The 22,252-nt window shown below is 41.3% G+C and carries 20 protein-coding genes and 1 pseudogene; all 21 read right to left on the reverse strand.

Features of this window, described 5'->3' with window-relative positions; genetic code table 11:
* Positions 1-10 precede the first annotated feature (10 nt).
* The 21 genes and pseudogenes from xerC to smc all read right to left on the reverse strand — a co-directional run bounded on the left by xerC (position 11) and on the right by smc (position 22,201).
* On the reverse strand, positions 11-913 hold the full coding sequence (gene xerC, locus IE339_RS17255; protein ID WP_242169544.1) for a tyrosine recombinase XerC: 903 nt from the start codon (positions 911-913) through the stop codon (positions 11-13).
* Positions 914-979: 66 nt separating this feature from the next.
* Entirely contained in the window at positions 980-2,284 is a 1,305-nt protein-coding gene (gene trmFO / locus IE339_RS17260; RefSeq protein ID WP_242169546.1) for an FADH(2)-oxidizing methylenetetrahydrofolate--tRNA-(uracil(54)-C(5))-methyltransferase TrmFO, read from the reverse strand.
* Positions 2,285-2,418: 134 nt separating this feature from the next.
* Entirely contained in the window at positions 2,419-4,494 is a 2,076-nt protein-coding gene (topA, locus tag IE339_RS17265; protein ID WP_242169547.1) for a type I DNA topoisomerase, read from the reverse strand.
* A 153-nt stretch (positions 4,495-4,647) separates the two neighbouring features.
* Positions 4,648-5,523: a DNA-processing protein DprA gene (gene dprA, locus IE339_RS17270; RefSeq protein ID WP_242169549.1), complete on the reverse strand. Its 876-nt coding sequence runs from the start codon at positions 5,521-5,523 to the stop codon at positions 4,648-4,650.
* Between the two features lie 65 nt (positions 5,524-5,588).
* Positions 5,589-6,491 (reverse strand): succinate--CoA ligase subunit alpha, encoded by a 903-nt coding sequence (gene sucD, locus IE339_RS17275; protein WP_053401718.1) that lies wholly within the window; start codon positions 6,489-6,491, stop codon positions 5,589-5,591.
* Positions 6,492-6,508: 17 nt separating this feature from the next.
* Positions 6,509-7,669 (reverse strand): ADP-forming succinate--CoA ligase subunit beta, encoded by a 1,161-nt coding sequence (gene sucC, locus IE339_RS17280; protein WP_242169551.1) that lies wholly within the window; start codon positions 7,667-7,669, stop codon positions 6,509-6,511.
* Between the two features lie 214 nt (positions 7,670-7,883).
* On the reverse strand, positions 7,884-8,180 hold the full coding sequence (locus tag IE339_RS17285) for an EscU/YscU/HrcU family type III secretion system export apparatus switch protein (RefSeq protein ID WP_242169553.1): 297 nt from the start codon (positions 8,178-8,180) through the stop codon (positions 7,884-7,886).
* Positions 8,177-10,120: a hypothetical protein gene (locus IE339_RS17290; RefSeq protein ID WP_242169555.1), complete on the reverse strand. Its 1,944-nt coding sequence runs from the start codon at positions 10,118-10,120 to the stop codon at positions 8,177-8,179. The genes IE339_RS17285 and IE339_RS17290 overlap by 4 nt, the downstream gene beginning before the upstream one ends.
* Before the next feature lie 71 nt (positions 10,121-10,191).
* A pseudogene (locus tag IE339_RS17295) lies at positions 10,192-10,966 on the reverse strand (ribonuclease HII).
* A gap of 79 nt (positions 10,967-11,045) precedes the next feature.
* Entirely contained in the window at positions 11,046-11,915 is an 870-nt protein-coding gene (ylqF, locus tag IE339_RS17300) for a ribosome biogenesis GTPase YlqF (RefSeq protein ID WP_242169557.1), read from the reverse strand.
* A 73-nt stretch (positions 11,916-11,988) separates the two neighbouring features.
* Positions 11,989-12,540, reverse strand: a complete 552-nt coding sequence (gene lepB / locus IE339_RS17305; protein ID WP_242169559.1) for a signal peptidase I — start codon at positions 12,538-12,540, stop codon at positions 11,989-11,991.
* Between the two features lie 118 nt (positions 12,541-12,658).
* Positions 12,659-13,003, reverse strand: a complete 345-nt coding sequence (gene rplS, locus IE339_RS17310; protein ID WP_053401725.1) for a 50S ribosomal protein L19 — start codon at positions 13,001-13,003, stop codon at positions 12,659-12,661.
* A 221-nt stretch (positions 13,004-13,224) separates the two neighbouring features.
* Positions 13,225-13,968 carry a tRNA (guanosine(37)-N1)-methyltransferase TrmD gene (gene trmD / locus IE339_RS17315; protein WP_242169561.1) on the reverse strand — a complete coding sequence of 248 codons (744 nt, stop codon included), beginning with the start codon at positions 13,966-13,968 and terminating at the stop codon, positions 13,225-13,227.
* Positions 13,968-14,486 carry a ribosome maturation factor RimM gene (rimM, locus tag IE339_RS17320; protein ID WP_242169563.1) on the reverse strand — a complete coding sequence of 173 codons (519 nt, stop codon included), beginning with the start codon at positions 14,484-14,486 and terminating at the stop codon, positions 13,968-13,970. Before rimM ends, trmD begins: the two co-directional genes overlap by 1 nt.
* A gap of 13 nt (positions 14,487-14,499) precedes the next feature.
* On the reverse strand, positions 14,500-14,886 hold the full coding sequence (locus IE339_RS17325; RefSeq protein ID WP_242169565.1) for a YlqD family protein: 387 nt from the start codon (positions 14,884-14,886) through the stop codon (positions 14,500-14,502).
* Positions 14,887-15,160: 274 nt separating this feature from the next.
* Positions 15,161-15,391: a KH domain-containing protein gene (locus IE339_RS17330; protein WP_242169567.1), complete on the reverse strand. Its 231-nt coding sequence runs from the start codon at positions 15,389-15,391 to the stop codon at positions 15,161-15,163.
* Positions 15,392-15,401: 10 nt separating this feature from the next.
* Entirely contained in the window at positions 15,402-15,674 is a 273-nt protein-coding gene (gene rpsP, locus IE339_RS17335; protein ID WP_053401730.1) for a 30S ribosomal protein S16, read from the reverse strand.
* Positions 15,675-15,832: 158 nt separating this feature from the next.
* Entirely contained in the window at positions 15,833-17,179 is a 1,347-nt protein-coding gene (gene ffh, locus IE339_RS17340; protein ID WP_242169568.1) for a signal recognition particle protein, read from the reverse strand.
* Positions 17,180-17,191: 12 nt separating this feature from the next.
* Positions 17,192-17,524 carry a putative DNA-binding protein gene (locus IE339_RS17345; RefSeq protein WP_242169570.1) on the reverse strand — a complete coding sequence of 111 codons (333 nt, stop codon included), beginning with the start codon at positions 17,522-17,524 and terminating at the stop codon, positions 17,192-17,194.
* Between the two features lie 94 nt (positions 17,525-17,618).
* Complete coding sequence (gene ftsY, locus IE339_RS17350; RefSeq protein ID WP_242169572.1) at positions 17,619-18,620, reverse strand: signal recognition particle-docking protein FtsY; 1,002 nt, start codon at positions 18,618-18,620, stop codon at positions 17,619-17,621.
* A 20-nt stretch (positions 18,621-18,640) separates the two neighbouring features.
* Complete coding sequence (gene smc / locus IE339_RS17355; RefSeq protein ID WP_242176227.1) at positions 18,641-22,201, reverse strand: chromosome segregation protein SMC; 3,561 nt, start codon at positions 22,199-22,201, stop codon at positions 18,641-18,643.
* Positions 22,202-22,252: the final 51 nt, after the last annotated feature.

The following is a 22,252-nucleotide window of genomic DNA, read 5'->3' on the forward strand; positions in this document are numbered from 1 at the left end:
CTCCTCCTTTTTATGCTCGGGGATGTGCGTCCATGTAAACACTTTTTAATCGTTCTTTTGAAACGTGGGTATAGATTTGCGTTGTAGATAGGTTTTCGTGACCCAATAGCTCTTGAATCGTACGCAAATCAGCTCCATGATTTAACATGTGCGTCGCAAAAGTATGACGTAAAACGTGCGGACTAATACGAATATGATCGGCGGTCTGCTCCATCACTTTGTTGATGATTAAGCGAATTCCGCGATTCGTAAGCGGTCCTCCCCTTGCATTTAGAAATAGTGTTTTGGTATCAGCTTTACCTTTTTCAAGTAAAGTGAGACGACCGTCCCCCAAATAAGTTTCTAAAGCGTGCAACGCGTATTTTCCGAACGGAACATAGCGCTGCTTTTTGCCTTTTCCATTAATGAGTACGGTCTGAAAAGAAAGTTCTAAATCTTGAAGCTGAATATTTGAACATTCACTAACGCGAATACCGGTTGCATACATCAATTCTAATATGGCTTGATTTCGTTGCCCAAGCGGTGTCGTTAAATCAGACACTTCAAATACTTGTTGTAGTTCTTCTTCGTACAGAAACCGAGGTGTTTTTTGTTCTTTTTTAGGCAAAGAAACTAGAGCAAACGGATTTTGTTCTACCAGTTGCTCTCGGTGTAAGTATCTGTAAAAGCTGCGTAAACTCGAAATTTTTCGAGCAATGGATCGCTTTGAATATTGCTCCTTATGAAGTTTCGTTAAAAACAATCGAGTATCAGCATATGTAACTTGTTTTAATGTTTCAATACCTTCTGCTTCCATAAACGCTAGAAAAAACTCAATATCTTTTGTGTAAGAAACAATTGTATATTTTGAATAGTTTTTTTCAATTTGTAAATATTCCAGAAAGGAATTTAAAAAACTTTTAACATTTTGCACTCTTATCACCTCACAAGGGCTACTAAATATTATCACAATTTAGTAGCCCTTGCAAACAAATTAATCTTATTTTTTTATAAAATTCTGAATAGTTTCCAACGCTCGATTAGCGTAGGCTTCATAACGTTCTTGTTTGTTCTTAATACGCACTTCAAGCTCTTTAAAAATCCCAAAGTTGGCATTCATTGGCTGGAAGTTTTTCGCGTTTGTATGGGTAATGTAGTACGCCATGCTACCGATGGCTGTTTCTTGTGGGAATTCAACAAGTTCCTCTCCAAGAAGTTGCTTCGCTGCGTTCATTCCTGCTACTAATCCACTTGCAGCAGATTCCACGTATCCTTCAACACCTGTCATTTGACCAGCAAAGAATAGATCTTCACGTTCACGGTACTGATACGTTGGCTTTAATAAGTTAGGTGAATTAATGAACGTATTGCGATGCATCACACCATAACGCACAATTTCTACGTTCTCAAGTCCTGGAATTAAACGAAGAACCTCTTTTTGTGCTCCCCATTTTAAATGCGTTTGGAAACCAACAAGATTATAAAGGGTTCCTGCCGCATCATCTTGACGAAGTTGTACAACTGCATATGGTCGCTTCCCTGTTTTTGGATCTTCTAATCCTACTGGTTTCATCGGACCAAATAGCATCGTTTTCTTTCCGCGTTGCCCCATTACTTCAATTGGCATACATCCCTCAAAGTAAATTTCTTTTTCGAACTCTTTAAGGGGAACCGTTTCAGCTGTCGTAAGTGCTTCGTAAAAGCGATCAAATTCCTCTTCTGTCATTGGACAGTTTAGGTAAGCTGCTTCTCCTTTGTCATAACGGGACTTTAAGTATACTTTGTCCATATCAATGCTTTCTTTTTCAATGATTGGTGCTGCCGCATCATAGAAATACAAGTAATCTTCGCCAGTGAGAACACGAAGCTGATCTGAAAGATCTTTTGATGTTAGTGGACCTGTTGCGATTACTGTTGGTCCTTCTGGGATTTCTGTAATTTCTTCTGTAAATACCGTTACATTTGGATGATTTTTAACACTTTCCGTTACAAGAGCCGCAAATTCATGACGGTCAACCGCAAGTGCTCCTCCTGCCGGCACGGCACATTCATCTGCTGAGCGAATAATAACGGAATCCAATTGACGCATTTCTTCTTTTAATACACCCACTGCGTTTGTTAACGAGTTGCCTCGAAGTGAGTTACTGCAAACAAGCTCTGCAAACTTGTCTGTGTGATGCGCAGCTGTTTGTCTAACAGGACGCATTTCGTATAGATGAACCTTAATTCCTCGTTTCGCAATTTGCCACGCTGCTTCACTACCAGCAAGACCTGCTCCAATTACATTAATAAATTTTTCACTCATTATTTTTCCTCCATCTGCTTCTGTGTTTGATATGGATACAAACAGACAAACATCGCCCGTGGAATAGGTTAACCATCTATTCCCATCAGGCGATGTCATTTCACAACCTCAATTTGTATGAGCACTCAAACGACTTATTCTTGTGTTTCTTCTTTGTAATCACAGTTTATACAGCTAACCTGTGTTCCTTTTTTCTGTTTCTTCTCCACTAAGAGACTATCACATTTTGGACATTTACGTGCAATAGGTTTATCCCATGACAGGAAGTCACATTCTGGGAATTGATCACAACCGTAGAACGTACGCTTTTTCTTCGATTTTCGTTCCACGATATTGCCCTTTTCACATTTCGGACACTTCACTCCGATTTGTTTCACAATTGGCTTCGTGTTGCGACACTCTGGAAAATTAGAGCAGGCCATGAATTTGCCGTATCGGCCCATTTTAAATACCATTGGTGAGCCGCATAGTTCACAATCTTCTCCAGCAGGCTCATCCTTAATTTCGACTTCTTTCATTTCTTTTTCCGCTTTATCAAGTCGCGGTTCAAAATCATTATAGAAATCATCAATGATCTTTACCCATTGTATTTTACCATCTTCTACTTCATCAAGGCTTGTTTCCATATTGGCTGTAAATTCCACATTAATAATCTCAGGGAAAAACTCCACCATTAGTTCTAAAACGATTTCCCCAAGCTCTGTTGGAACAAATCGCTTATTATCTAAGGAAACATAGCCGCGTTTTTGAATGGTATCAAGCGTTGGTGCAAACGTAGAAGGTCGGCCAATACCTAGCTCTTCAAGCGTTTTAACGAGTCGTGCCTCCGTGTAACGTGGCGGTGGCTGCGTGAAATGTTGCTTGGAATCTACGTCTTTAGAGAAAGCGTTTTCGCCCTCTTCTAGCGCTGGAAGCATATTTTCCTTTTCTTCCACTTGGTCGTCGTTACCTTCGACGTATACCTTCATGAAACCAGGAAACTTCACTTTAGATCCATTTGCTCTGAACATCACACCAGAGTTCACTAAGTCAACTGCCATCGTATCCATTACAGCAGGCGCCATTTGGCTTGCTACGAAACGCTCCCAAATGAGCTTGTATAAGCGATGCTGATCACGTGATAATACGGACTTTACATCAGCAGGCTTGCGAAGAACGGATGTCGGACGAATCGCTTCATGCGCGTCTTGTGCCTTCGCATTTTTCTTTTCCTTACGCTTTTCTTTCAGCGTATATTCCTCACCGTACGAATCATTAATATATCCAAACGCTTCTTCCTTCGCCAAATCTGAAATACGAGTTGAATCTGTTCGCATATATGTAATCAAACCGACGGTACCTTCTTTACCTAAATCAATTCCTTCATATAATTGCTGTGCGATCATCATCGTTTTCTTAGCACGGAAATTCAGCTTACGTGCCGCTTCCTGTTGAAGAGAAGATGTAGTGAACGGTGTTGCCGGGTTACGCTTGCGTTCTTTTTTCGTTACCTTTGTAATCGCAAATTCGTTCCCATCAATATGTGCGAGTACTTCTTTTACATTTTCTTCGCTTTTTAGATCAAGCTTTTTACCGTTGTACTCCATCAGGCTACCTTCAAATTGGTCATTGCCTTTTTGGAACGTCGCGTTTACCGTCCAGTATTCTTCAGGATTAAATCGGTTGATTTCTTTTTCGCGCTCAATAATAAGGCGAACAGCGACCGATTGTACACGACCTGCACTTAATCCTTTTTTTACTTTCTTCCATAATAATGGACTAATGTTATAACCTACGAGACGATCTAGAATTCGTCGCGCCTGTTGTGCATCTACTAAGTCCATGTTAATAGGTCGAGGATACTTAAAAGATTCTTTAATGGCATCCTTTGTAATTTCGTTAAATACGACTCGACAATCAGAGTGGACATCTATATTAAGGCTGTGCGCCAAATGCCATGCGATTGCTTCTCCTTCGCGATCCGGATCGGCTGCGAGATAGACTTTCTTCGCTTTTTTCGCCGCTGTTTTTAAATCTTTTAAAACAGGTCCTTTTCCTCGAATCGTAATATACTTGGGCTCAAATTCGTGCTCGATATCAATACCCATTTGACTTCTTGGTAAATCTCGAACATGTCCCATTGATGCTTTTACTTTATATTTTTTTCCTAAGTATTTTTCGATGGTTTTAGCCTTTGCTGGCGATTCCACAATAACTAGGTAGTCAGACATTCCACTGTTCCTCCTCAAGAGGTAAAATAAAATCTTCATTATTATTAAATATTCGTATACACTTTGTCAAACAAGAATTAATATTTTTTGTAATGTTATCCTAATTTTCTAATTTTATCCGCCTGAATGCATAAAGCACGGGTGCCTCTATGGTTACATAGAAAACTCTACCTCCACATCCTCAGCAGACGTAATGAGCTTTGCTCCCTGCTGAATGAGCGAGTGTGTACCTTTTGAATGCTCACTTAAAATGGATCCCGGTACTGCAAAAACTTCTCGTCCTTGATGAAGGGCCTGATCGGCTGTAATAAACGAACCGCTTCTCGTCTTCGCCTCTACTACAACCGTCCCTCGCGTCAATCCACTAATGATTCGGTTGCGAAACGGGAATTGCCATGGGCGGGGCTTTTGAGATGGCGGATATTCAGAAAGCAGTAAGTGATGCTTCCCAATATGAGCAGCCAATTCTTGGTTCTGCTTAGGATACATATTATAAAAGCCCGATCCCAAAACTGCAACTGTCTGACCTCCACACTCAAGAGCAAGCCTGTGAGCAGCCGTATCAATCCCAATGGCCAAGCCGCTTACAACGAGCCAGTTTTTCTTTACAAGTGGCTCTAAGATAGCCTGCAGAGCTTTGTAGCCATATTCTGTGGGCTGACGTGTCCCTACTACACCAAGCATTTTAGCGTGATGCAATAATTTGGAGTGTCCATATGCATATAAAAGCCACGGCGGATCGTATATGTTTTTTAATAACATAGGATAATCTCTTTCATTCAGACTTATACAAGAGATGCCCTGTTTTTTGTATTTCTCTAGGATATCTTGTATAGGAATGGTTTGCAAATCATTTTTAATTCGTTCTACTTTTTGGGAAGGGAGCTGAAAGATTTGTTGCAATTCCGCTGAGGAAAAGGAATAGAGGTAAGAAAGAGAAGGATCTACCTTTAGCATACGTTCGATTGACTTATGCCCTACGTGCTCACAGTGTGTTAAATGAATGAGTTTTTGTTTGTATTCATCCATGCTAAGCCTCCTAATTATTGATATGGAAAAGATGCCTCCAAGAGCAGAGGCATCTCTCACTTCTATTAATGAGTTTTACAAGACTCGTATAAACCTTTTTCTTTTAAAACAGAGATTAGGGTTTCACCCATAACAGATGGTGTTTCTGCTACTTGGATACCACATGCGTTCATTGTTTTAATTTTTTCCGCAGCTGTTCCTTTACCGCCAGAAATGATGGCACCCGCATGGCCCATACGTTTCCCTGGAGGTGCAGTTTGGCCACCGATAAAGCCTACAACCGGTTTTGTCATGTTTGCTTTGATCCACTCAGCTGCTTCTTCTTCAGCCGTTCCACCGATTTCTCCGATCATAATAACAGCATACGTGTCTTCATCTTCATTAAATGCTTTTAATACATCGATGAAGTTTGTACCGTTGACAGGGTCTCCACCAATACCAACCGCTGTTGATTGACCGATTCCTGCTTCTGATAATTGATGAACAGCTTCATATGTAAGCGTTCCTGAGCGAGACACAACTCCTACATGACCTTTTTTGTGAATGTAACCAGGCATGATCCCAATTTTACATTCTTCTGGTGTAATAACGCCTGGGCAGTTAGGTCCTACTAAGCGAGTACGTTTGCCTTCCATATAGCGCTTTACTTTCACCATGTCTAACACTGGGATACCTTCTGTAATACAAATAACTAAGTCTAGATCTGCATCTACTGCCTCAATGATTGCATCTGCAGCAAATGCTGGCGGAACGTAAACAACTGAAGCGTTTGCACCTGTTGTTTCTTTTGCTTCTGCTAACGTGTTGAATACAGGAACCCCTTCAACTTCAGTGCCGCCTTTACCTGGCGTTACGCCACCTACGATTTGTGTGCCATACTCAAGCATTTGCTTCGTATGGAAAAGGCCTACTCCACCTGTAATACCTTGTACAAGGACTTTTGTGTTTTTATTAATAAATACGCTCATTCCTATCCCCTGCCTTTCTATTTCACTAGTGAAACGATTTTTTCAGCACCGTCTGCCATAGATTCTGCTGCCGTAATGTTAAGGCCTGACTCTTGTAAAATCTTTTTACCAAGATCTACGTTTGTCCCTTCAAGACGAACAACAAGTGGTAAATTTAAGCCAACTTGTTTTGTTGCTTCTACAACACCTGAAGCGATTACATCACATTTCATGATTCCACCGAAAATGTTAACGAAAATCCCTTTTACATTTTGGTCGGATAAAATGATTTTAAATGCTTCTGTTACCTTTTCAGCTGTCGCGCCGCCCCCAACGTCAAGGAAGTTAGCCGGATCTCCGCCGTAGTGCTTGATGATGTCCATCGTAGCCATTGCAAGCCCTGCACCGTTTACCATACAGCCGATGTTTCCATCTAATGAAATATAGCTTAAGTCGTATTTAGATGCTTCAATTTCCTTTGCATCTTCTTCTTCAAGGTCACGATATTCTAGAATATCTTTTTGGCGATAAAGCGCATTTGAATCGAAGTTTAACTTCGCATCAAGTGCCATTACTTTGCCGTCACCTGTTGTTACAAGTGGGTTAATTTCAGCGATTGAACAGTCTTTTTCAGTGAACACTTGATAAAGACCCATCATGAATTTTACCGCTTGACCAACAAGCTCTTTTGGAATGTTAATATTAAATGCTAATCTTCTAGCTTGGAAACCTTGTAATCCGATAGCTGGATCAACATATTCCTTGAAGATTTTTTCAGGCGTTTTTTCTGCTACTTCTTCAATTTCCGTTCCCCCTTCTTCAGAAGCCATGAACACTACTTTTGAAGATGCACGATCTAATACAAGGCCTACGTAATATTCTTTTTTAATATCACAGCCCTCTTCGATTAGTAAACGTTTTACTTCTTTCCCCTCTGGACCTGTTTGATGTGTTACAAGCGTCTTACCTAAAATTTCCCCTGCGTACGCTTTCACTTCATCAAGGTTTTTGGCAACTTTAACGCCGCCTGCTTTACCACGACCACCTGCATGGATTTGTGCTTTTACTACTGTAATATTTGATCCCAATTCTTTCGCAGCTTCTACCGCTTCTTCAACTGTGAATGCTACTCGACCATTTGGGACTGCTACCCCGTATTTTCTGAGGATTTCTTTTCCTTGGTACTCATGAATATTCATTCCCCATCCTCCTAACGTATGTAAGAAATAAAATAGACTGCGCTTTCATTTTATAAGAGTAATGATGCTGTTGTCTACTATTCTACAAAAAAATTTGAATATTCCTCATTTTTTTATCAAAAAAACCCGATATATCGGGTTTTTTGTCATATTTTTTTGAAAAATAGTTTATCCTTTTTATTCCAAAAAATGCCGTATTTATTAGATTAGGAAACTATTTATCCTTTTTAGGTAGCGTTACCCCTTGATCAATTCGATAAATAAAAGCAAAAATTTCGGCGACCACGCCATATAATTCTTGGGGAATTTTCTCGTTAATCGTTAACTGCCCTAATAGTTCAACTAAGGAGGCATCGTGTTGAATCGGAATATGATTTTTCTCCGCCTCTGCAATAATTTTCTCGGCCACAAATCCTTTTCCTGTTGCGACTACTCTTGGAGCTTCGTCCGTGCTCGTATCATAGGAAAGAGCCACGGCGTTTTTTCGTTTTTTCTCCTCACGTTCGTTCATATTCGAAAATCCACCCCCGTATAGCTTTGTGATGATGAAGCGCTCGGAAACAGCGTTCCTTGCTTTTTAGCGCTCCCGTGACTAGAGACCGTTTTCACCTCTGTCAGCCGATAATTTAACTGTGCTAGCGCCTCTTGAAGCTCTGGTTTCTTCACTCCAATAAGAGCTCCTATGGCGGGATGATCATTGATAACTCCAATCGTTACAACGCGATTTTGCACACGCACATCGACAACCGTGTCTTCTAAATGATCAAGACGTAGATAAAAGAGAATATGACAATACGCAGGGTCAATTTGGTCGTTCTTGGTCTTTTTTCCGCTCCATTGAATTGTTACATCCTTTGTAGACTGCCCAAGCGGCAGGGGAATTTGCATATATAAAGACGTTACAGGACCATTGTCTTGAGATAAAAGCTGAAATCCCGTAATCTTCTGTAGCAGCGTTTCCGCTACTTCTTTCCCTTGAGGGGGGATCAGCGCTTCGCTTTTCATTAATAGGGCCTTTAACGTTTGCAGCTCCTCGGCCTGGTGAGGGGAGCTAGACATATTGAGAACATTCTTGACGTCGTGCTCATGACTCATACCGAGCGACTGAATGATCGCTTTTAGATTTTTCACGATCTCTTGTGCATCTGTTTGATTCTGAGAAGATACCGTATTTGGAGTGCTCATTTTATTTGCTCCAATTAGCACCTCCATTATTTCTTTAGCGGTCACTTGCTGTCTAGAAAGTAAATCAGTAAGCATTTGCATCACTTTCGGCTTCAATGTGTCTGCGCCTTGGGAGAGATCAGCGGTACGATTTTGACCATCCATCACAGGATCATCAGCAGAAATCAAACTTCCCTTACGATCCGCAAACGTTTGAAGCTGATGTAGTTTTTCTAGATCCGCTGTTGCATGAGAGTCGTTTAACAAACGAAGTAGAATCGCTTTCCCCTCCTCGCCTTGCAAACTTTCAGCCCAATCTAAAATCATAGATGCAGAGAAAACGCTTCTTTTACTCACATCATTGAGAAACAGCTCTGTGAGTCCTTTTGTGAGTTCTGGCTTATTGGAGGATAACACGTCCCTAAAAACCTCGTTTTGGCCTTTTTCATCTAAGTTTTTTAATTGATTCGCTAAAGTAGAACGGTCGCCTTCTGATTCTAAAGTTGCTAGAATTTCTGTCAACGCCCCTTTCCAGTTCTCTGCCTTCCCTCTTGATAGCCAATCAGCTAAGATTGATGTAGGAGCTACTCCACTTTGCTTAATATTAGTTAGCATAAGCTGACTAAGCTCCTTTAAAGACTGAGACCCTTCAACAGAGGAGACAATTTTTTCATTTCCAGCTATTGTCGTTAATAACCTCGTCAGTTGCTGAATGGGCTCTGCTTTCACATCAGGACCCTCAGCAAGGAGAGATGAGAGCTGATTTGCTTCTGCTGAAATGGAAGTATCTTGTAAAGCAGCGGTAAGAGAGGTAAACACCGTTTTTGTAAAAGGAAGCTCGCGCTGCGAAATGAGTTGAAGCACTTGTTTATCTAACGGGGTAGGACCGTCTCCTTTTATCCATGCAGAAACGTCTCCAATGTTTTTCGGTATGGGAAGCTTTTGTTCAAGAAAAAAGTCCACCAGTGCCCGATTTGTCTTAGAAGAAGACATTCCAGTCAGAGTAAATAGGTCCTGTGAGCCTTGAGAGGCTGTTTGAGGCTGCAAAAGTTTCAAGTAGGGTTTGTCCCCATTCTTAGGTTGCACTTCAAACCAATAGCTCTGAAACGCTTCTAACGGGGCTTCTAGTTTTGCAAGCACCGTCACATTATGGATATTCACAAGAGCTAGTTGATTCGGAAACAATTTTTGAATCGTTCCTTTTACTAAATCGCCAGAATGAAAGGGTAAATTTTTGGCTGAAGGCGCTATTTGTTTCATCAATTGTTGAAAAGCAGATATTTGCATAGCGTATCACCTCTTTTTTGAAAAATACGATGAAGGTTTGAGAACCAATCCGTTCCCAAACCTCCACACGTTTAACGATGTGTTACATAATGTTTAATTGGCGCAAACGATTTACGATGCTCGTCCAGAATACCGTATTGTTCCACTGCATCTAAATGCTGCTTCGTTCCATATCCCATATGCTTTTCAAAGCCATACTGTGGATATTTGTTTGCTAACTGCTTCATCATGCGATCTCGGGTTACTTTTGCTACAACGGAACTTGCGGCAATTGAAATGCTCGTCGCATCACCTTTGATAATGGATTCCTGCGGAATAGCGACGGGTAGCTTCATCGCATCAATCAATAGATGTTGAGGTTCCACACCTAATTCTACAATCGCTTCTTGCATCGCTAATTTGGTGGCCTCATAAATGTTAACCTCGTCAATCACCTTAGCGGATTGAATGCCTATTCCTACAGCTACTGCATGCTCCATGATATAATTATAATATGCGTCACGCTTTGCTTCGGACAGCTTTTTTGAATCCGTTAATCCTGCTAAATAAAATTCTTTTGGCAAAATAACGGCCGCCGCAACAACAGGACCTGCTAAAGGACCTCTTCCTACTTCATCAATGCCCGGCAATACGCGTTACACCTTGTGCATATAGGTCATTTTCATAGCGCATCATTTCGTCAAATTGCTGTTTTAATTGCGCCTCTTTCGCAAATTCCTTTTGCTTTTGCTTTATAAGAGTTTGAACGCCTTTTCGCTCATCTTTCAAACATGCTTGATAAAAAGCATCGTTTTCGCTTCGTACCTCTGTTAATTCTTGTTTGATTTCTTGAATTGTTTTTGACATCTTCTCACTCTTTCTAGCACATATATCGGCTTTTATCTTTTGGTTCTAAAGAAAAAAGCAAGCGCGAACGCCTGCTTTTTTACTCTGATTCTACCTTTTCTTCATAAGGCTTCTCAAAAGTTAAGACGCCTAATTTATCGCCGCGAATTTCGCGCAACACAAGCTCAGCTGTTTTATCATAGTCGATGATTCCGCCTGATAATAGACAGCCTCTTCGTTTTCCAATCTCATCAAACAGATCCACAATCTCTTCTGGAATATGTGGTAGATCATAGCGCTCCTGTAGACGGTTCGGGTAGCTTGCTGTTAAAAAGCGCAGCGCGTACACCGCAACGTCCTGAAGGTTAAGAATGGTGTCCTTAATTGCACCAGTGGTTGCAAGCTTGTACCCCACAAGTTCGTCCTCAAACTTCGGCCACAAAATTCCTGGTGTATCCAAAAGCTCAAGCTCCTTACCCACTTTAATCCATTGCTGTGCTTGCGTAACACCTGGACGATCGCCTGTTTTAGCAATATTTTTATGTGCCAAGCGGTTAATCAATGTGGATTTCCCTACGTTTGGAATACCTACGATCATCGCACGAATCGCACGAGGATTTTTAATACCTTTAGCACGCATACGATCGAATTTTTCCTTAAGCAGCTCTTTGGAAACCGTCAAAATTTGATTGAGTCCTTTACCAGACTGTGCATCAATCGCAATTGCTGCAATGCCTTTTTCTTCGTAGTAACGAAGCCATTCATTCGTAATCGCTTTGTCCGCTTTATCTGCTTTATTTAGCAGAACTACTCTCGGCTTGTTTGTCACAATTTCATCAATCATTGGATTGCGTGAAGATTGCGGGATACGTGCATCAACAAGCTCATAGACAATATCAATTAGCTTTAACTTTTCTGTTACTTGACGACGGGCTTTTGCCATATGCCCTGGAAACCATTGAATCGTCATATTCTTCACCTACTTACATTCTATTCAAACGTATTAAAAAGCACATAAACTCACTGCGCCTTTCATCTACGCGCTATTTTACAAAACGTGCTTCACGGATTGGCCAATATACAGCCCCCGTTTTCCCTACTACTTTCGCAAGAGGAATGGTACCAATTTGACGGCTATCTTTGCTATAGCGACGATTATCACCCATCACGAACAGCTCCCCTTTTGGAACCGTTTTGCGTCCGATGATTGTCTCAAGCGTGAAATCTTCCGTCAAGTGGCCATCCATCACCTGTTTTTTATACGTATCTAAGTACGGTTCAGGTACAGCATGACCGTTCACATAAAGCATATCTTTCTTATATTCAATATGATCTCCTGGCAAGCCGATCACACGCTTGATGTAATTTTGCCCACCTGGAGCATGAAAAACTAAAATATCAAATCGTTTGGGCTCGCTAAATTTGTACGAAAGCTGATTCACAATCATGCGGTTTTGATCCTGGAGAGTAGGCATCATAGACGAGCCGTCTACAACAACCGGGGCAAACAAAAAATAGCGAATAACAGTCGCCAGCAATACGGCAATTGCGATCGCTTTAATCCATTCCCATAATTCATTCTTTTTGCGAGCCATCTATAAATCCCCCAACTGCTTTTTTCTTTTATTGTAAAGGATTTTAGATTCTATGTTCATTAAAATCGTATTAAAATTTGAAAAAAAGGAGCTTGTCTCCAAGCTCCTTTCCGCTTTATTATCGAATTTCTTTGATACGCGCTGCTTTACCACGTAGGTTACGTAGATAGTAAAGTTTCGCACGGCGTACTTTACCACGGCGAATAACTTCGATTAGCGCGATTTTTGGTGTGTGTACAGGGAATGTACGTTCAACACCTACACCGTAAGATACCTTACGTACTGTAAATGTTTCGCTGATTCCACCACCACGACGCTTAATCACAACACCTTCGAATACCTGAATACGTTCACGAGTACCCTCGACAACTTTTACGTGTACACGTACAGTGTCACCAGGACGGAACTCAGGAAGGTCTGATCTTAGTTGTTCTTTCGTAATTTCTTGAATAAGTTTTTGCATCGTCTCTTTCAACTCCTTCCAACAAATGCTCATGCCGGCATAAATGCTCATTGCAGCGGAACACCGTTTTAAGGGCCAAGTTCTTCTGAACTCAAGCCACAAGCAATATCTTAGCATATATAGATATGGGATGCAACATCATTTTTAAAAACATCACATACTTTTACATAGCTTTCGTTCGTTTTTTTATTGAGGATAGCAACTCTCATAAAAAAAGGACGTTATTTCTTTTCGTTGCTCTCTGCCTTGATTTCCTCGAGCCACTTTTGCTGCACAGGCGTCAATTCGTATGTCTCAAGCATATCTGGACGACGCTCAAACGTTCGTCTAATAGACTCCTTGTCCCGCCACTCGGCAATCTTCTTATGATCTCCTGATAATAAAACGTCCGGAACTTTCATTCCTCTGAAATCCGAAGGCCTTGTATAGTGAGGATGCTCTAAGAGCCCTGTACTGTGCGAATCCTTCATTGCAGAGTCTTCGTTCCCTAGCACTTCAGGAAGTAGACGCACGACGCTGTCAATCACGACCATCGCCCCAAGTTCGCCCCCTGTTAGCACGTAGTCACCAATAGAGATCTCGTCCGTTACAAGATGCTCTCGAATTCGCTCATCGTACCCTTCGTAATGACCACAGATAAAAATAAGATGGTCTTCTTTAGCGAGCTCTTCTGCTTTTTTCTGCGTGTAACGTTCACCTTGTGGACACATAAGCACGACACGCGGCTTAACCGCTTCTTTTTTTACTTCTTCAATCGCATCAAAAACAGGCTGCGGTGTTAAGACCATTCCGGCACCGCCGCCATAAGGATAATCATCGACGTTTTGATGCTTATTCGTGGAATACTCGCGGAAATTCACCGTATGGATTTCAACTGCCTCTTTCTCCTGAGCCTTTTTAATAATAGATTCTCCGAGCACCCCTGAAAACATCTCTGGAAACAGTGATAGCACATCAATTCTCATCAGTCTAAAAGTCCTTCCATTACGTCGATTTTAACCGTTTTATTTGCAATATCCACTTCTTTTACAATCGATTCAATGTAAGGAATTAACGCGTCTTTTCCCTTTGGACGCTGCACAACCCACACATCGTTTGCACCCGGTGTTAATACTTCTTTAATCTTACCGATTTTCTCCCCATCGATTGAATATACCTCACAGCCGATAATTTCATGGAAATAAAATTCGCCTTCCTCAAGCTCACCTAGCGCACTCTCAGGAACCTTCACGAGGCTCTCTTTAAACTGTTCCACTTGATTGACGTTGTCGTATCCTTCAAATGTTAGTAAGTTAAAGGATTTATGCTCACGGTGGCTCGCAATCGTCACCTCGATTGGCTCTGTGCTGTTCGGCTTAAATATGTACAATTTGTTCCCCACTTCATAGCGCTCATCTGCAAAGTCCGTCTTAGAAATGACGCGTACTTCTCCACGAACACCATGTGTATTGACGATTTTCCCTACGTTAAACCAGTTTTCCATTATTCGTTCACCTCTATCGAATCTCTACTATAATTCCATCTTTTACGATGATTGATTTCTCTTGCTGCACGTTCTCCCATGCATCTCCAACCTGCACAGGTACAAGTCCCTCAATCTCTTTTTCAACCAATTCACTGCCAATCGACAATGTATGAAGCTGCTCAATTTGAAAATCGAGGATTTTGATTTTTTCTATTCTTGTTGCACGCTCTTTTTCAAACTGCTGCTCAAGGAGTACAGAATGAGTCTTTTTCGTTTTTTCCAACCGTTTAAGCTGAAACGACAGTTGCTCAAGCTCTTGCTGGAGAAAGCTCTTTCGTTCATTAAAACGATCGAGCAGCTTCTTCTTGCTGTTATCCGTTAAAATTTGTTTTACCGTTACTTTTTGAATAATCTCCATACCATTCCCCTTCCTATACAAAGTATATACTATTTTCCCCTCCATCAGACAGCAGGTGCGTTAATACCTATTTCTCGCTCCCACAACCAGAAGCCTTTCCCTTTTATCAAATGGTAGAAAAAACAAATAAGAGACAAAAATAGGACGACCCAAAAGGAAGAATTCCTCCTTGTGAGTCGCCCTATCACACCCCTCATTTTTTATTTGCATAAAAGAAGAGGATTTGTGAGGAATGAATCATACGTTGCCTCATAACGTTATCTTACTCGACAACTTATTGATCAAACTTCACATACACTTTCTTATCTAGTTGAGATCCTGCTGCATACACAACAGTACGAATCGCTTTGGCAATACGACCTTGCTTGCCGATTACTTTCCCCATATCATCAGGGTGAACCGTTACAAGGTAGGTAACACTATGATCTTCTAACACTTCACGAACATGAAGTTCATGAGGATTATCAATAAGTGGCTTGACGATCGTCTCAAGTAGGCTTTTCATTTCGTCCTACTTATTTACCTAATTTAGCGTTATGGAATTTCTCCATGATACCTTCTTTAGAGAAAAGGTTACGCACTGTGTCAGATGGTTTTGCACCATCTTTAAGCCATTTAAGAACTAATTCTTCATTGATTTTAACTTCTGCTGGTTGAGCTACAGGATTGTAAGTTCCAACAGTTTCAATGAAACGTCCATCACGTGGTGAACGAGAATCAGCTACTACGATACGATAAAAAGGAGATTTTTTTGCTCCCATACGTTTTAAACGAATTTTTACTGCCATTTAAAAGCACCTCCGAAATTGTTTCACACAGAATAATATATTAGCAAACATTATGGACACTGTAAAGGTTTTTTTCTTAACAGAATCTTCTTTTCTGTTTCGTTGCCGTTATACAGGCCCAAAATGCAAGTATCATGTTTCAAATTTCACCGATTTTATTACGGTAGGAACGGAAATTTCATCCCTTTTTTCTTACCTGATTTCGCCATACCAGACATTTGTTTCATCATTTTTTTCATGTCTTCGAATTGCTTAAGCAGTCGGTTTACCTCTTGTACAGACGTACCGCTTCCTTTTGCAATGCGCTTACGACGACCGGCATTAATGATTTCAGGATTTGTCTTTTCTTTTTTCGTCATTGATTGAATAATCGCTTCAACATGACCAATTTGTTTTTCATCCACTTGAACGTTTTTCAGACCTTTAATCTTGTTCGCTCCAGGAAGCATTCCTAACAGCTCATCGATTGGTCCCATTTTACGAACTTGACCTAGCTGATCTAGGAAATCATCGAACGTAAAGGACATGGTCTTCATTTTTTGCTCAAGTTCCTTCGCCTTCTCTTCGTCAACAGAAGCCTGTGCTTTTTCAATAAGCGTCAGCACGTCTCCCATTCCTAAAATACGAGAAGCCATTCGCTCCGGATGGAATGCTTCTAAAGCATCAAGCTTTTCACCCATCCCGATGAATTTAATTGGTGTATCGGTTACAGATCGAATGGATAGCGCCGCACCACCACGTGTATCACCGTCTAATTTTGTAAGTACAACTCCAGTAAGACCTAGCTGTTTGTTGAAGCTATCTGCTACATTTACAGCGTCTTGACCTGTCATTGCATCTACCACAAGGAAAATTTCCTGTGGGTTGGACAGTTCCTTGATTTGCGTTAACTCATCCATTAGATTTTCATCAATATGAAGTCGACCAGCAGTATCAATTAAGACATAATCATGATGTTCTTGCTTCGCATGCTCAATCGCTTGCTTTGCAATTTCCACTGGGCTCACCTGATCTCCAAGTGAGAACACAGGCATATCTAACTGTTTACCAAGCGTTTCTAACTGTTTAATTGCCGCTGGACGATACACATCCGCTGCAACTAAAAGAGGTTTACGATTATGCTTTTTGCGTAGGAAGTTAGCTAGTTTACCTGTCGTGGTTGTTTTACCTGCACCTTGCAAACCTACCATCATTACAACAGTTGGTGGCTTTGACGCAGTCGCAATTTTACTTTGCTCCCCACCCATTAGTTCTGTGAGCTCTTCTTTAACAACTTTTACAACCTGCTGACCTGGTGTTAAGCTTTTTAACACTTCTTGTCCTACAGCTCGCTCGCTCACACGGCTTACAAACGTTTTAACTACTTTAAAGTTTACGTCTGCCTCTAGTAAAGCTAATCGAACTTCACGCATCATTTCTTTTACGTCTGCTTCGTTAACTTTCCCTTTACCTTTTAACTTTTGAATGGTACTTTGCAAACGGTCGGCTAATCCTTCAAATGCCATATACGCCGCCCCCTAATCTAATTTCTCAAGCAATTTTAAAAGAGAATATAACTCCTCATCTTCAATATGATGAACGCGTAATTTCTCTTCAATTTTTTTGAATAATTGTTGTCGCTCTTGAAACCGTTGAAACAGTAATAGCTTTTCTTCATATTGTTCAAGCATCTGTTCTGTTCGTTTAATATTGTCATACACAGCTTGACGACTAATATTATACTCTTCAGCTATTTCACCTAAGGAATAGTCATCTAAATAATAGAGTGACATGTAGTTTCGCTGCTTTGGAGTTAACAACGATTGATAAAAATCATATAAAAAATTTATTTTCGTCGTTTTTTCCAGCATCTGGCCACTCCTCCTTGTTAAGTGAAATCACTTTACATGTGCTATTTTATCGACTCTAACAACGGTTGTCAAGTTTTTTTCTTAACAGCTTACTTTATTCCTCTTCAGCCGTACTTTCGTTGTCTACTTGATTCGCAAACAGACCGTAAATATACTGTTCTGTATCAAATGTTTGCAGATCATCTACTTTCTCCCCAAGGCCGACAAATTTCACCGGTAATCCTAGTTCATTACGGATGGCAATGACAATTCCACCCTTTGCGGTACCGTCAAGCTTTGTCAGCACGATTCCAGATACGTTCGTTGCTTCTGAAAATGTTTTGGCCTGACTAAGGGCATTTTGACCTGTTGTTGCATCTAACACGAGCAGTACTTCATGCGGTGCATTCGGAACTTCACGCTCAATTACACGCTTCACTTTTTCAAGCTCTTTCATTAAGTTTACTTTGTTTTGCAATCGACCTGCCGTATCACAAAGAAGAATGTCTGCTCCGCGCGCTTTCGCTGCTTGAATCGCATCAAACATAACGGCTGCAGGATCTGAGCCTGCCGCTTGCTTCACGACATCAACGCCTACGCGCTCACCCCATACTTCAAGCTGTTCGATCGCACCTGCACGGAACGTATCACCCGCTGCCATGACCACTTTTTTGCCTTGTTGCTTAAACTGGTTTGCGACCTTTCCAATCGTGGTTGTTTTCCCTACACCATTAACCCCAACAAATAGAAGAACAGTTAGGCCCTCTTGTTGAATATTAAGCGCTGAAAGATTCTCTTCGCCTTTTTCGTAAATTTCAACGAGCTTTTCTGAAATCACGTCCTGTACTTCACGTGGATCTTGGATATTACGGCGACGCACTTCCATCTTCAGCTCATCGATTAATTCCATGACCGTATTCACGCCAACGTCCGCGCTAATTAAAATATCTTCAAGCTCTTCGAAGAAATCTTCGTCAATTTTGCGATAGCGGGCAAACAAGTCATTCATCTTACCACTGAATGCCGTTCTTGTTTTGGTTAATCCATCACGAAACTTCTCCGTTACGGAATCCGTTTGCTGAGTGATTTTTTCTTTTAAGCGTTTAAAAAAGCTCATTCATCAACTTCCTTTCTTTTTTACACGAGTTGCTTCGTTTCTTCAAGTTTAACTGATACGAGTTTTGATACACCCGACTCCTGCATCGTCACCCCATACAGCACGTCCGCTTCTTCCATCGTCCCTTTACGGTGTGTAATGACGATAAACTGCGTTTCATCACTAAAGGTTTGCAGGTAAGTAGCAAAGCGTTGTACATTTGCTTCATCAAGCGCTGCTTCCACCTCATCAAGCACGCAAAACGGAACAGGACGTACTTTTAGAATAGAGAATAAAAGCGCAATTGCGGTTAGCGACCGCTCTCCGCCTGATAGAAGACCTAGGTTTTGTAGCTTTTTACCTGGCGGCTGTGCAACGATATCCACCCCTGTGTTTAATAAATCATCTGGGTTTGTTAATCGTAAATCAGCTCGCCCTCCACCAAATAGACTCGTAAATACCGCATCAAATTCAGCGCGAATACTTTGGAACGTTTGAGAAAAACGTTTTTTCATTTCTTCGTCCATTTCCTCAATGATTTGATACAGCGTTTGCTTCGCTTCGTCTAGATCCTCACGCTGTTCATTTAAGAACGTATAGCGTTCATGAATGCGGTCATACTCTTCAATTGCCCCCACATTAACAGGGCCTAAATCAGACAGGGCCATTTTAATGAGCTTAATTTTTTTACGTGCTTCTAGGATATCCATCGTTAGCGGATATTTCTCCTTCGCCGCTTCAAAGCTTAAGCCGTATTCCTCACGTAGCTGATTCAGACGATTATCAAGCTCAACTTCCATACGGTTCACTTGAACTTCTTCATCTTTTAGAGAATTTGCTACCTGCTTGTACTGACGCTCAATCTCCCTCAGTACTCCCTCAGCCTCATCAAGCTGACGCTGTGAAGCAAGACGATGATCCTGCTGTTTTTGCAGAAGGCTTGCCACTTCATTTTTCTCTTCTAGCTTCTGCTTTGCCGCATCCTCTAGTGTGAGCTCGCCTGAGTCATTAGACGTCATTTCTGTCGTTAAAAGGGAAAGATCTTCTTTTACTTCCTGAAGACGCTTTGTTGTTTGATCGATTTCAAACGTTAAGCGCTCCTGCTTTTCTTCTTGATTCGTTAAAATTTGTTCTTTCCCTGCAAGCTGTACTTTAATCTCCGTTAGCTCACTTTGAACCGTTTCTTTCGATGATTTCTGTTCATTTTTACGAGCCGTCACATCCGCAATTTGCTCATCAAGTAGAACGAGCTGTTCTTTGTGGTCAGCTAACGATTGGTTAAGCTCGGAAATGCGCTGATGCATCGTTTCCTTATCTTGTTCAAAGCTCGCAATGTCTTGATCATAAATCGATAGTCGATCATTTAGTGCTTTTTCTTCTAAGCTAAGTTTATGAAGCGTTGCTCGCAGCTCCTGCTCCTGCTCTTTTAGCGCTTCGGCCTCCGTGCGCTCCTCCGCTACTTTTACTTCCCCACGCTCAATGGCTTGCTTCAGCTTTTTAACCTGCTCTTCTAAAATGGTCGTTTTTTCTTCCATATCGGCAAGTTTTGCTGTAATGGTTTCTAATTCACGCTGTCTGCTAAGAAGCGAATTGGTTTTCTGTTTCACCGCTCCACCCGTCATTGATCCACCTGGATTTACTACGTCTCCGTCAAGCGTGACAAAACGATAGCGGTGCTGTACAGATTTGGCTAGCTCATTGGCAGATTTCAAATCTTTCACAATGACAATCGTTCCTAGAAGGTTCGTTAGAATGTGATGATATTTCCGGTCATATTGCAGCAGCTCTGCCGCAATTCCAACAAATGCACTGTGATTGCGTAGCGTTTGCTCATGATACGATGACACTTCTTTTCCTTTTATTGCTGTCATCGGTAAGAACGTTGCTCGTCCATGTCCATTGCGCTTTAAAAAGCTGATCGCCGCACGCGCACTTTGTTCATCTTTCATCACAACGTGCTGTGTGGCGCTTCCGAGCGCAATTTCAATCGCTGTTTCGTATTCCTTTGGCACAACGATTAATTCTGCGACCGCGCCTTCAATCCCAGAAAGCTCTTGGTCACGTGCTTTTAACACTTCTTTTACGCCTTGAAAATAGCCCGCATAGTCTTCTTGCATCTCTTCTAGCATGTCTTTTCTAGACTTTGTTTGCTGCACGTATTGATAAGCTTGATACAGCGTAGACTCTTTTTTACGATAGTCTTCTCGAAGCTTCTCAAGAGATGCTTGTGTATCCTTAAGAGCACGTAACTTTTTCTCAAGATCATTTGAAAATGCTTGTAGCTTTTCATCTTCCGCTTCTTTTCGCACACTAAGTTCTTCACGTTCTCGAACATAGCGCTCATTCGTCTCATCTAAACGACGCTGTTTGTCACTATTTTGTACGAGCTGATTTTCTAAAAACGTACGCTCATTTTTAAAAGTTGTTTGGTTATTAACGACCTCAAAATATTCACTTTTCAGTTCTTCAAGCTTTTCTTCGAGATTTTCATTGTAAATAGCAAACAGCTCTTGCTTTTTCTTAAGCTCTTCCTTCATGTGTGCTACTTCTTCTCGGTATGTAACCAAATGGCCAACTTCTTGGTCCCTTGCCTGATAGAGCTCTTCTAGCTTGTGCTGGTACTCCAATACAAGTCGCTCCATCTGCTGTTGATTCTGCTTGGCATTTTTTTTACGCTCTTTTAATACTTCCTTTTTCCCCTCAAGTTTTTCAAGCTCTTCACTTGTTGTAAGAAGGGATTGATGAAGCTGCTCAATGCCTCGATCTAATTCTTCTACCTGCGCTTGAATACCTGTGATCTTCGCTTCATGAGATTGAATGTTTTCCGTCAGCTTTTCTTCTAAGCCTTTGTGTTCGGCAATAAGCGCTTTTAATTTCTCCCAGCGCTCGTGAAGCTCTTCAATTTCAAAGGCAGTTACCGCGACATCTACCTTTTCAAGCTCCTCTTTCTTCTCAAGGTAATCGCGTGCAACAGAGGCTTGTATTTTAAGCGGCTCCAACTGACCTTCAATTTCATGAAGAATATCCATTACACGATTTAAATTTTCCTGCGTTTCCATTAGGCGAAGCTCAGCTTTTCGTTTACGCGTTTTATATTTTAAAACACCCGCAGCTTCTTCAAAGATTTTTCGTCGTTCCTCTGCTTTGCTGCTCAGGATCTCTTCGACTTTTCCTTGTCCAATAATTGAAAAGGCTTCTCTTCCTAATCCAGAGTCCATGAACAAATCGACGATGTCCTTTAGACGACAGGACTGATTGTTAATTAAAAATTCACTGTCTCCAGAGCGGTAGACTCTTCTTGTAATACTAATTTCATTGTAATCAAGCGGTAAAAACTGATCCTCATTATCCAAGGTCAGCGTGACTTCAGCAAGGTTCAGCGCTCGTCTTGTATCACTACCGGCAAAGATAATATCCTCCATCTTTGAACCGCGAAGCGATTTGGCTGATTGCTCCCCCATTACCCAGCGTACAGCTTCTGTTATGTTACTTTTCCCGCTGCCGTTTGGACCAACGACCGCCGTTACCCCGGGGACAAAATCGATGGACATTTTTTCAGCAAACGATTTGAATCCTACAATGTCTAACCGTTTGAGAAACATAGAAATCCCCTCACTTTCTGGTATTCTTTTTTGACTCATTTCGTAGCAAAT

Source organism: Priestia koreensis, from assembly GCF_022646885.1.
GTDB classification, from domain to species: domain Bacteria; phylum Bacillota; class Bacilli; order Bacillales; family Bacillaceae_H; genus Bacillus_AG; species Bacillus_AG koreensis_A.

Bases quoted from the DNA above. Each gene is read 5' to 3' on its own strand.
- trmFO (WP_242169546.1), bottom strand. From the start codon at position 2,284: ATGAGTGAAAAATTTATTAATGTAATTGGAGCAGGTCTTGCTGGTAGT.
- topA (WP_242169547.1), bottom strand. From the start codon at position 4,494: ATGTCTGACTACCTAGTTATTGTGGAATCGCCAGCAAAGGCTAAAACC.
- dprA (WP_242169549.1), bottom strand. From the start codon at position 5,523: ATGGATGAATACAAACAAAAACTCATTCATTTAACACACTGTGAGCAC.
- sucD (WP_053401718.1), bottom strand. From the start codon at position 6,491: ATGAGCGTATTTATTAATAAAAACACAAAAGTCCTTGTACAAGGTATT.
- sucC (WP_242169551.1), bottom strand. From the start codon at position 7,669: ATGAATATTCATGAGTACCAAGGAAAAGAAATCCTCAGAAAATACGGG.
- IE339_RS17285 (WP_242169553.1), bottom strand. From the start codon at position 8,180: ATGAACGAACGTGAGGAGAAAAAACGAAAAAACGCCGTGGCTCTTTCC.
- IE339_RS17290 (WP_242169555.1), bottom strand. From the start codon at position 10,120: ATGCAAATATCTGCTTTTCAACAATTGATGAAACAAATAGCGCCTTCA.
- ylqF (WP_242169557.1), bottom strand. From the start codon at position 11,915: ATGACGATTCAATGGTTTCCAGGGCATATGGCAAAAGCCCGTCGTCAA.
- lepB (WP_242169559.1), bottom strand. From the start codon at position 12,540: ATGGCTCGCAAAAAGAATGAATTATGGGAATGGATTAAAGCGATCGCA.
- rplS (WP_053401725.1), bottom strand. From the start codon at position 13,003: ATGCAAAAACTTATTCAAGAAATTACGAAAGAACAACTAAGATCAGAC.
- trmD (WP_242169561.1), bottom strand. From the start codon at position 13,968: ATGAGAATTGATGTGCTATCACTGTTTCCAGAGATGTTTTCAGGGGTG.
- rimM (WP_242169563.1), bottom strand. From the start codon at position 14,486: ATGGAAAACTGGTTTAACGTAGGGAAAATCGTCAATACACATGGTGTT.
- IE339_RS17325 (WP_242169565.1), bottom strand. From the start codon at position 14,886: ATGGAGATTATTCAAAAAGTAACGGTAAAACAAATTTTAACGGATAAC.
- IE339_RS17330 (WP_242169567.1), bottom strand. From the start codon at position 15,391: ATGAAAAGCCTACTTGAGACGATCGTCAAGCCACTTATTGATAATCCT.
- rpsP (WP_053401730.1), bottom strand. From the start codon at position 15,674: ATGGCAGTAAAAATTCGTTTAAAACGTATGGGAGCAAAAAAATCTCCT.
- ffh (WP_242169568.1), bottom strand. From the start codon at position 17,179: ATGGCATTTGAAGGATTAGCCGACCGTTTGCAAAGTACCATTCAAAAG.
- IE339_RS17345 (WP_242169570.1), bottom strand. From the start codon at position 17,524: ATGCTGGAAAAAACGACGAAAATAAATTTTTTATATGATTTTTATCAA.
- ftsY (WP_242169572.1), bottom strand. From the start codon at position 18,620: ATGAGCTTTTTTAAACGCTTAAAAGAAAAAATCACTCAGCAAACGGAT.
- smc (WP_242176227.1), bottom strand. From the start codon at position 22,201: ATGTTTCTCAAACGGTTAGACATTGTAGGATTCAAATCGTTTGCTGAA.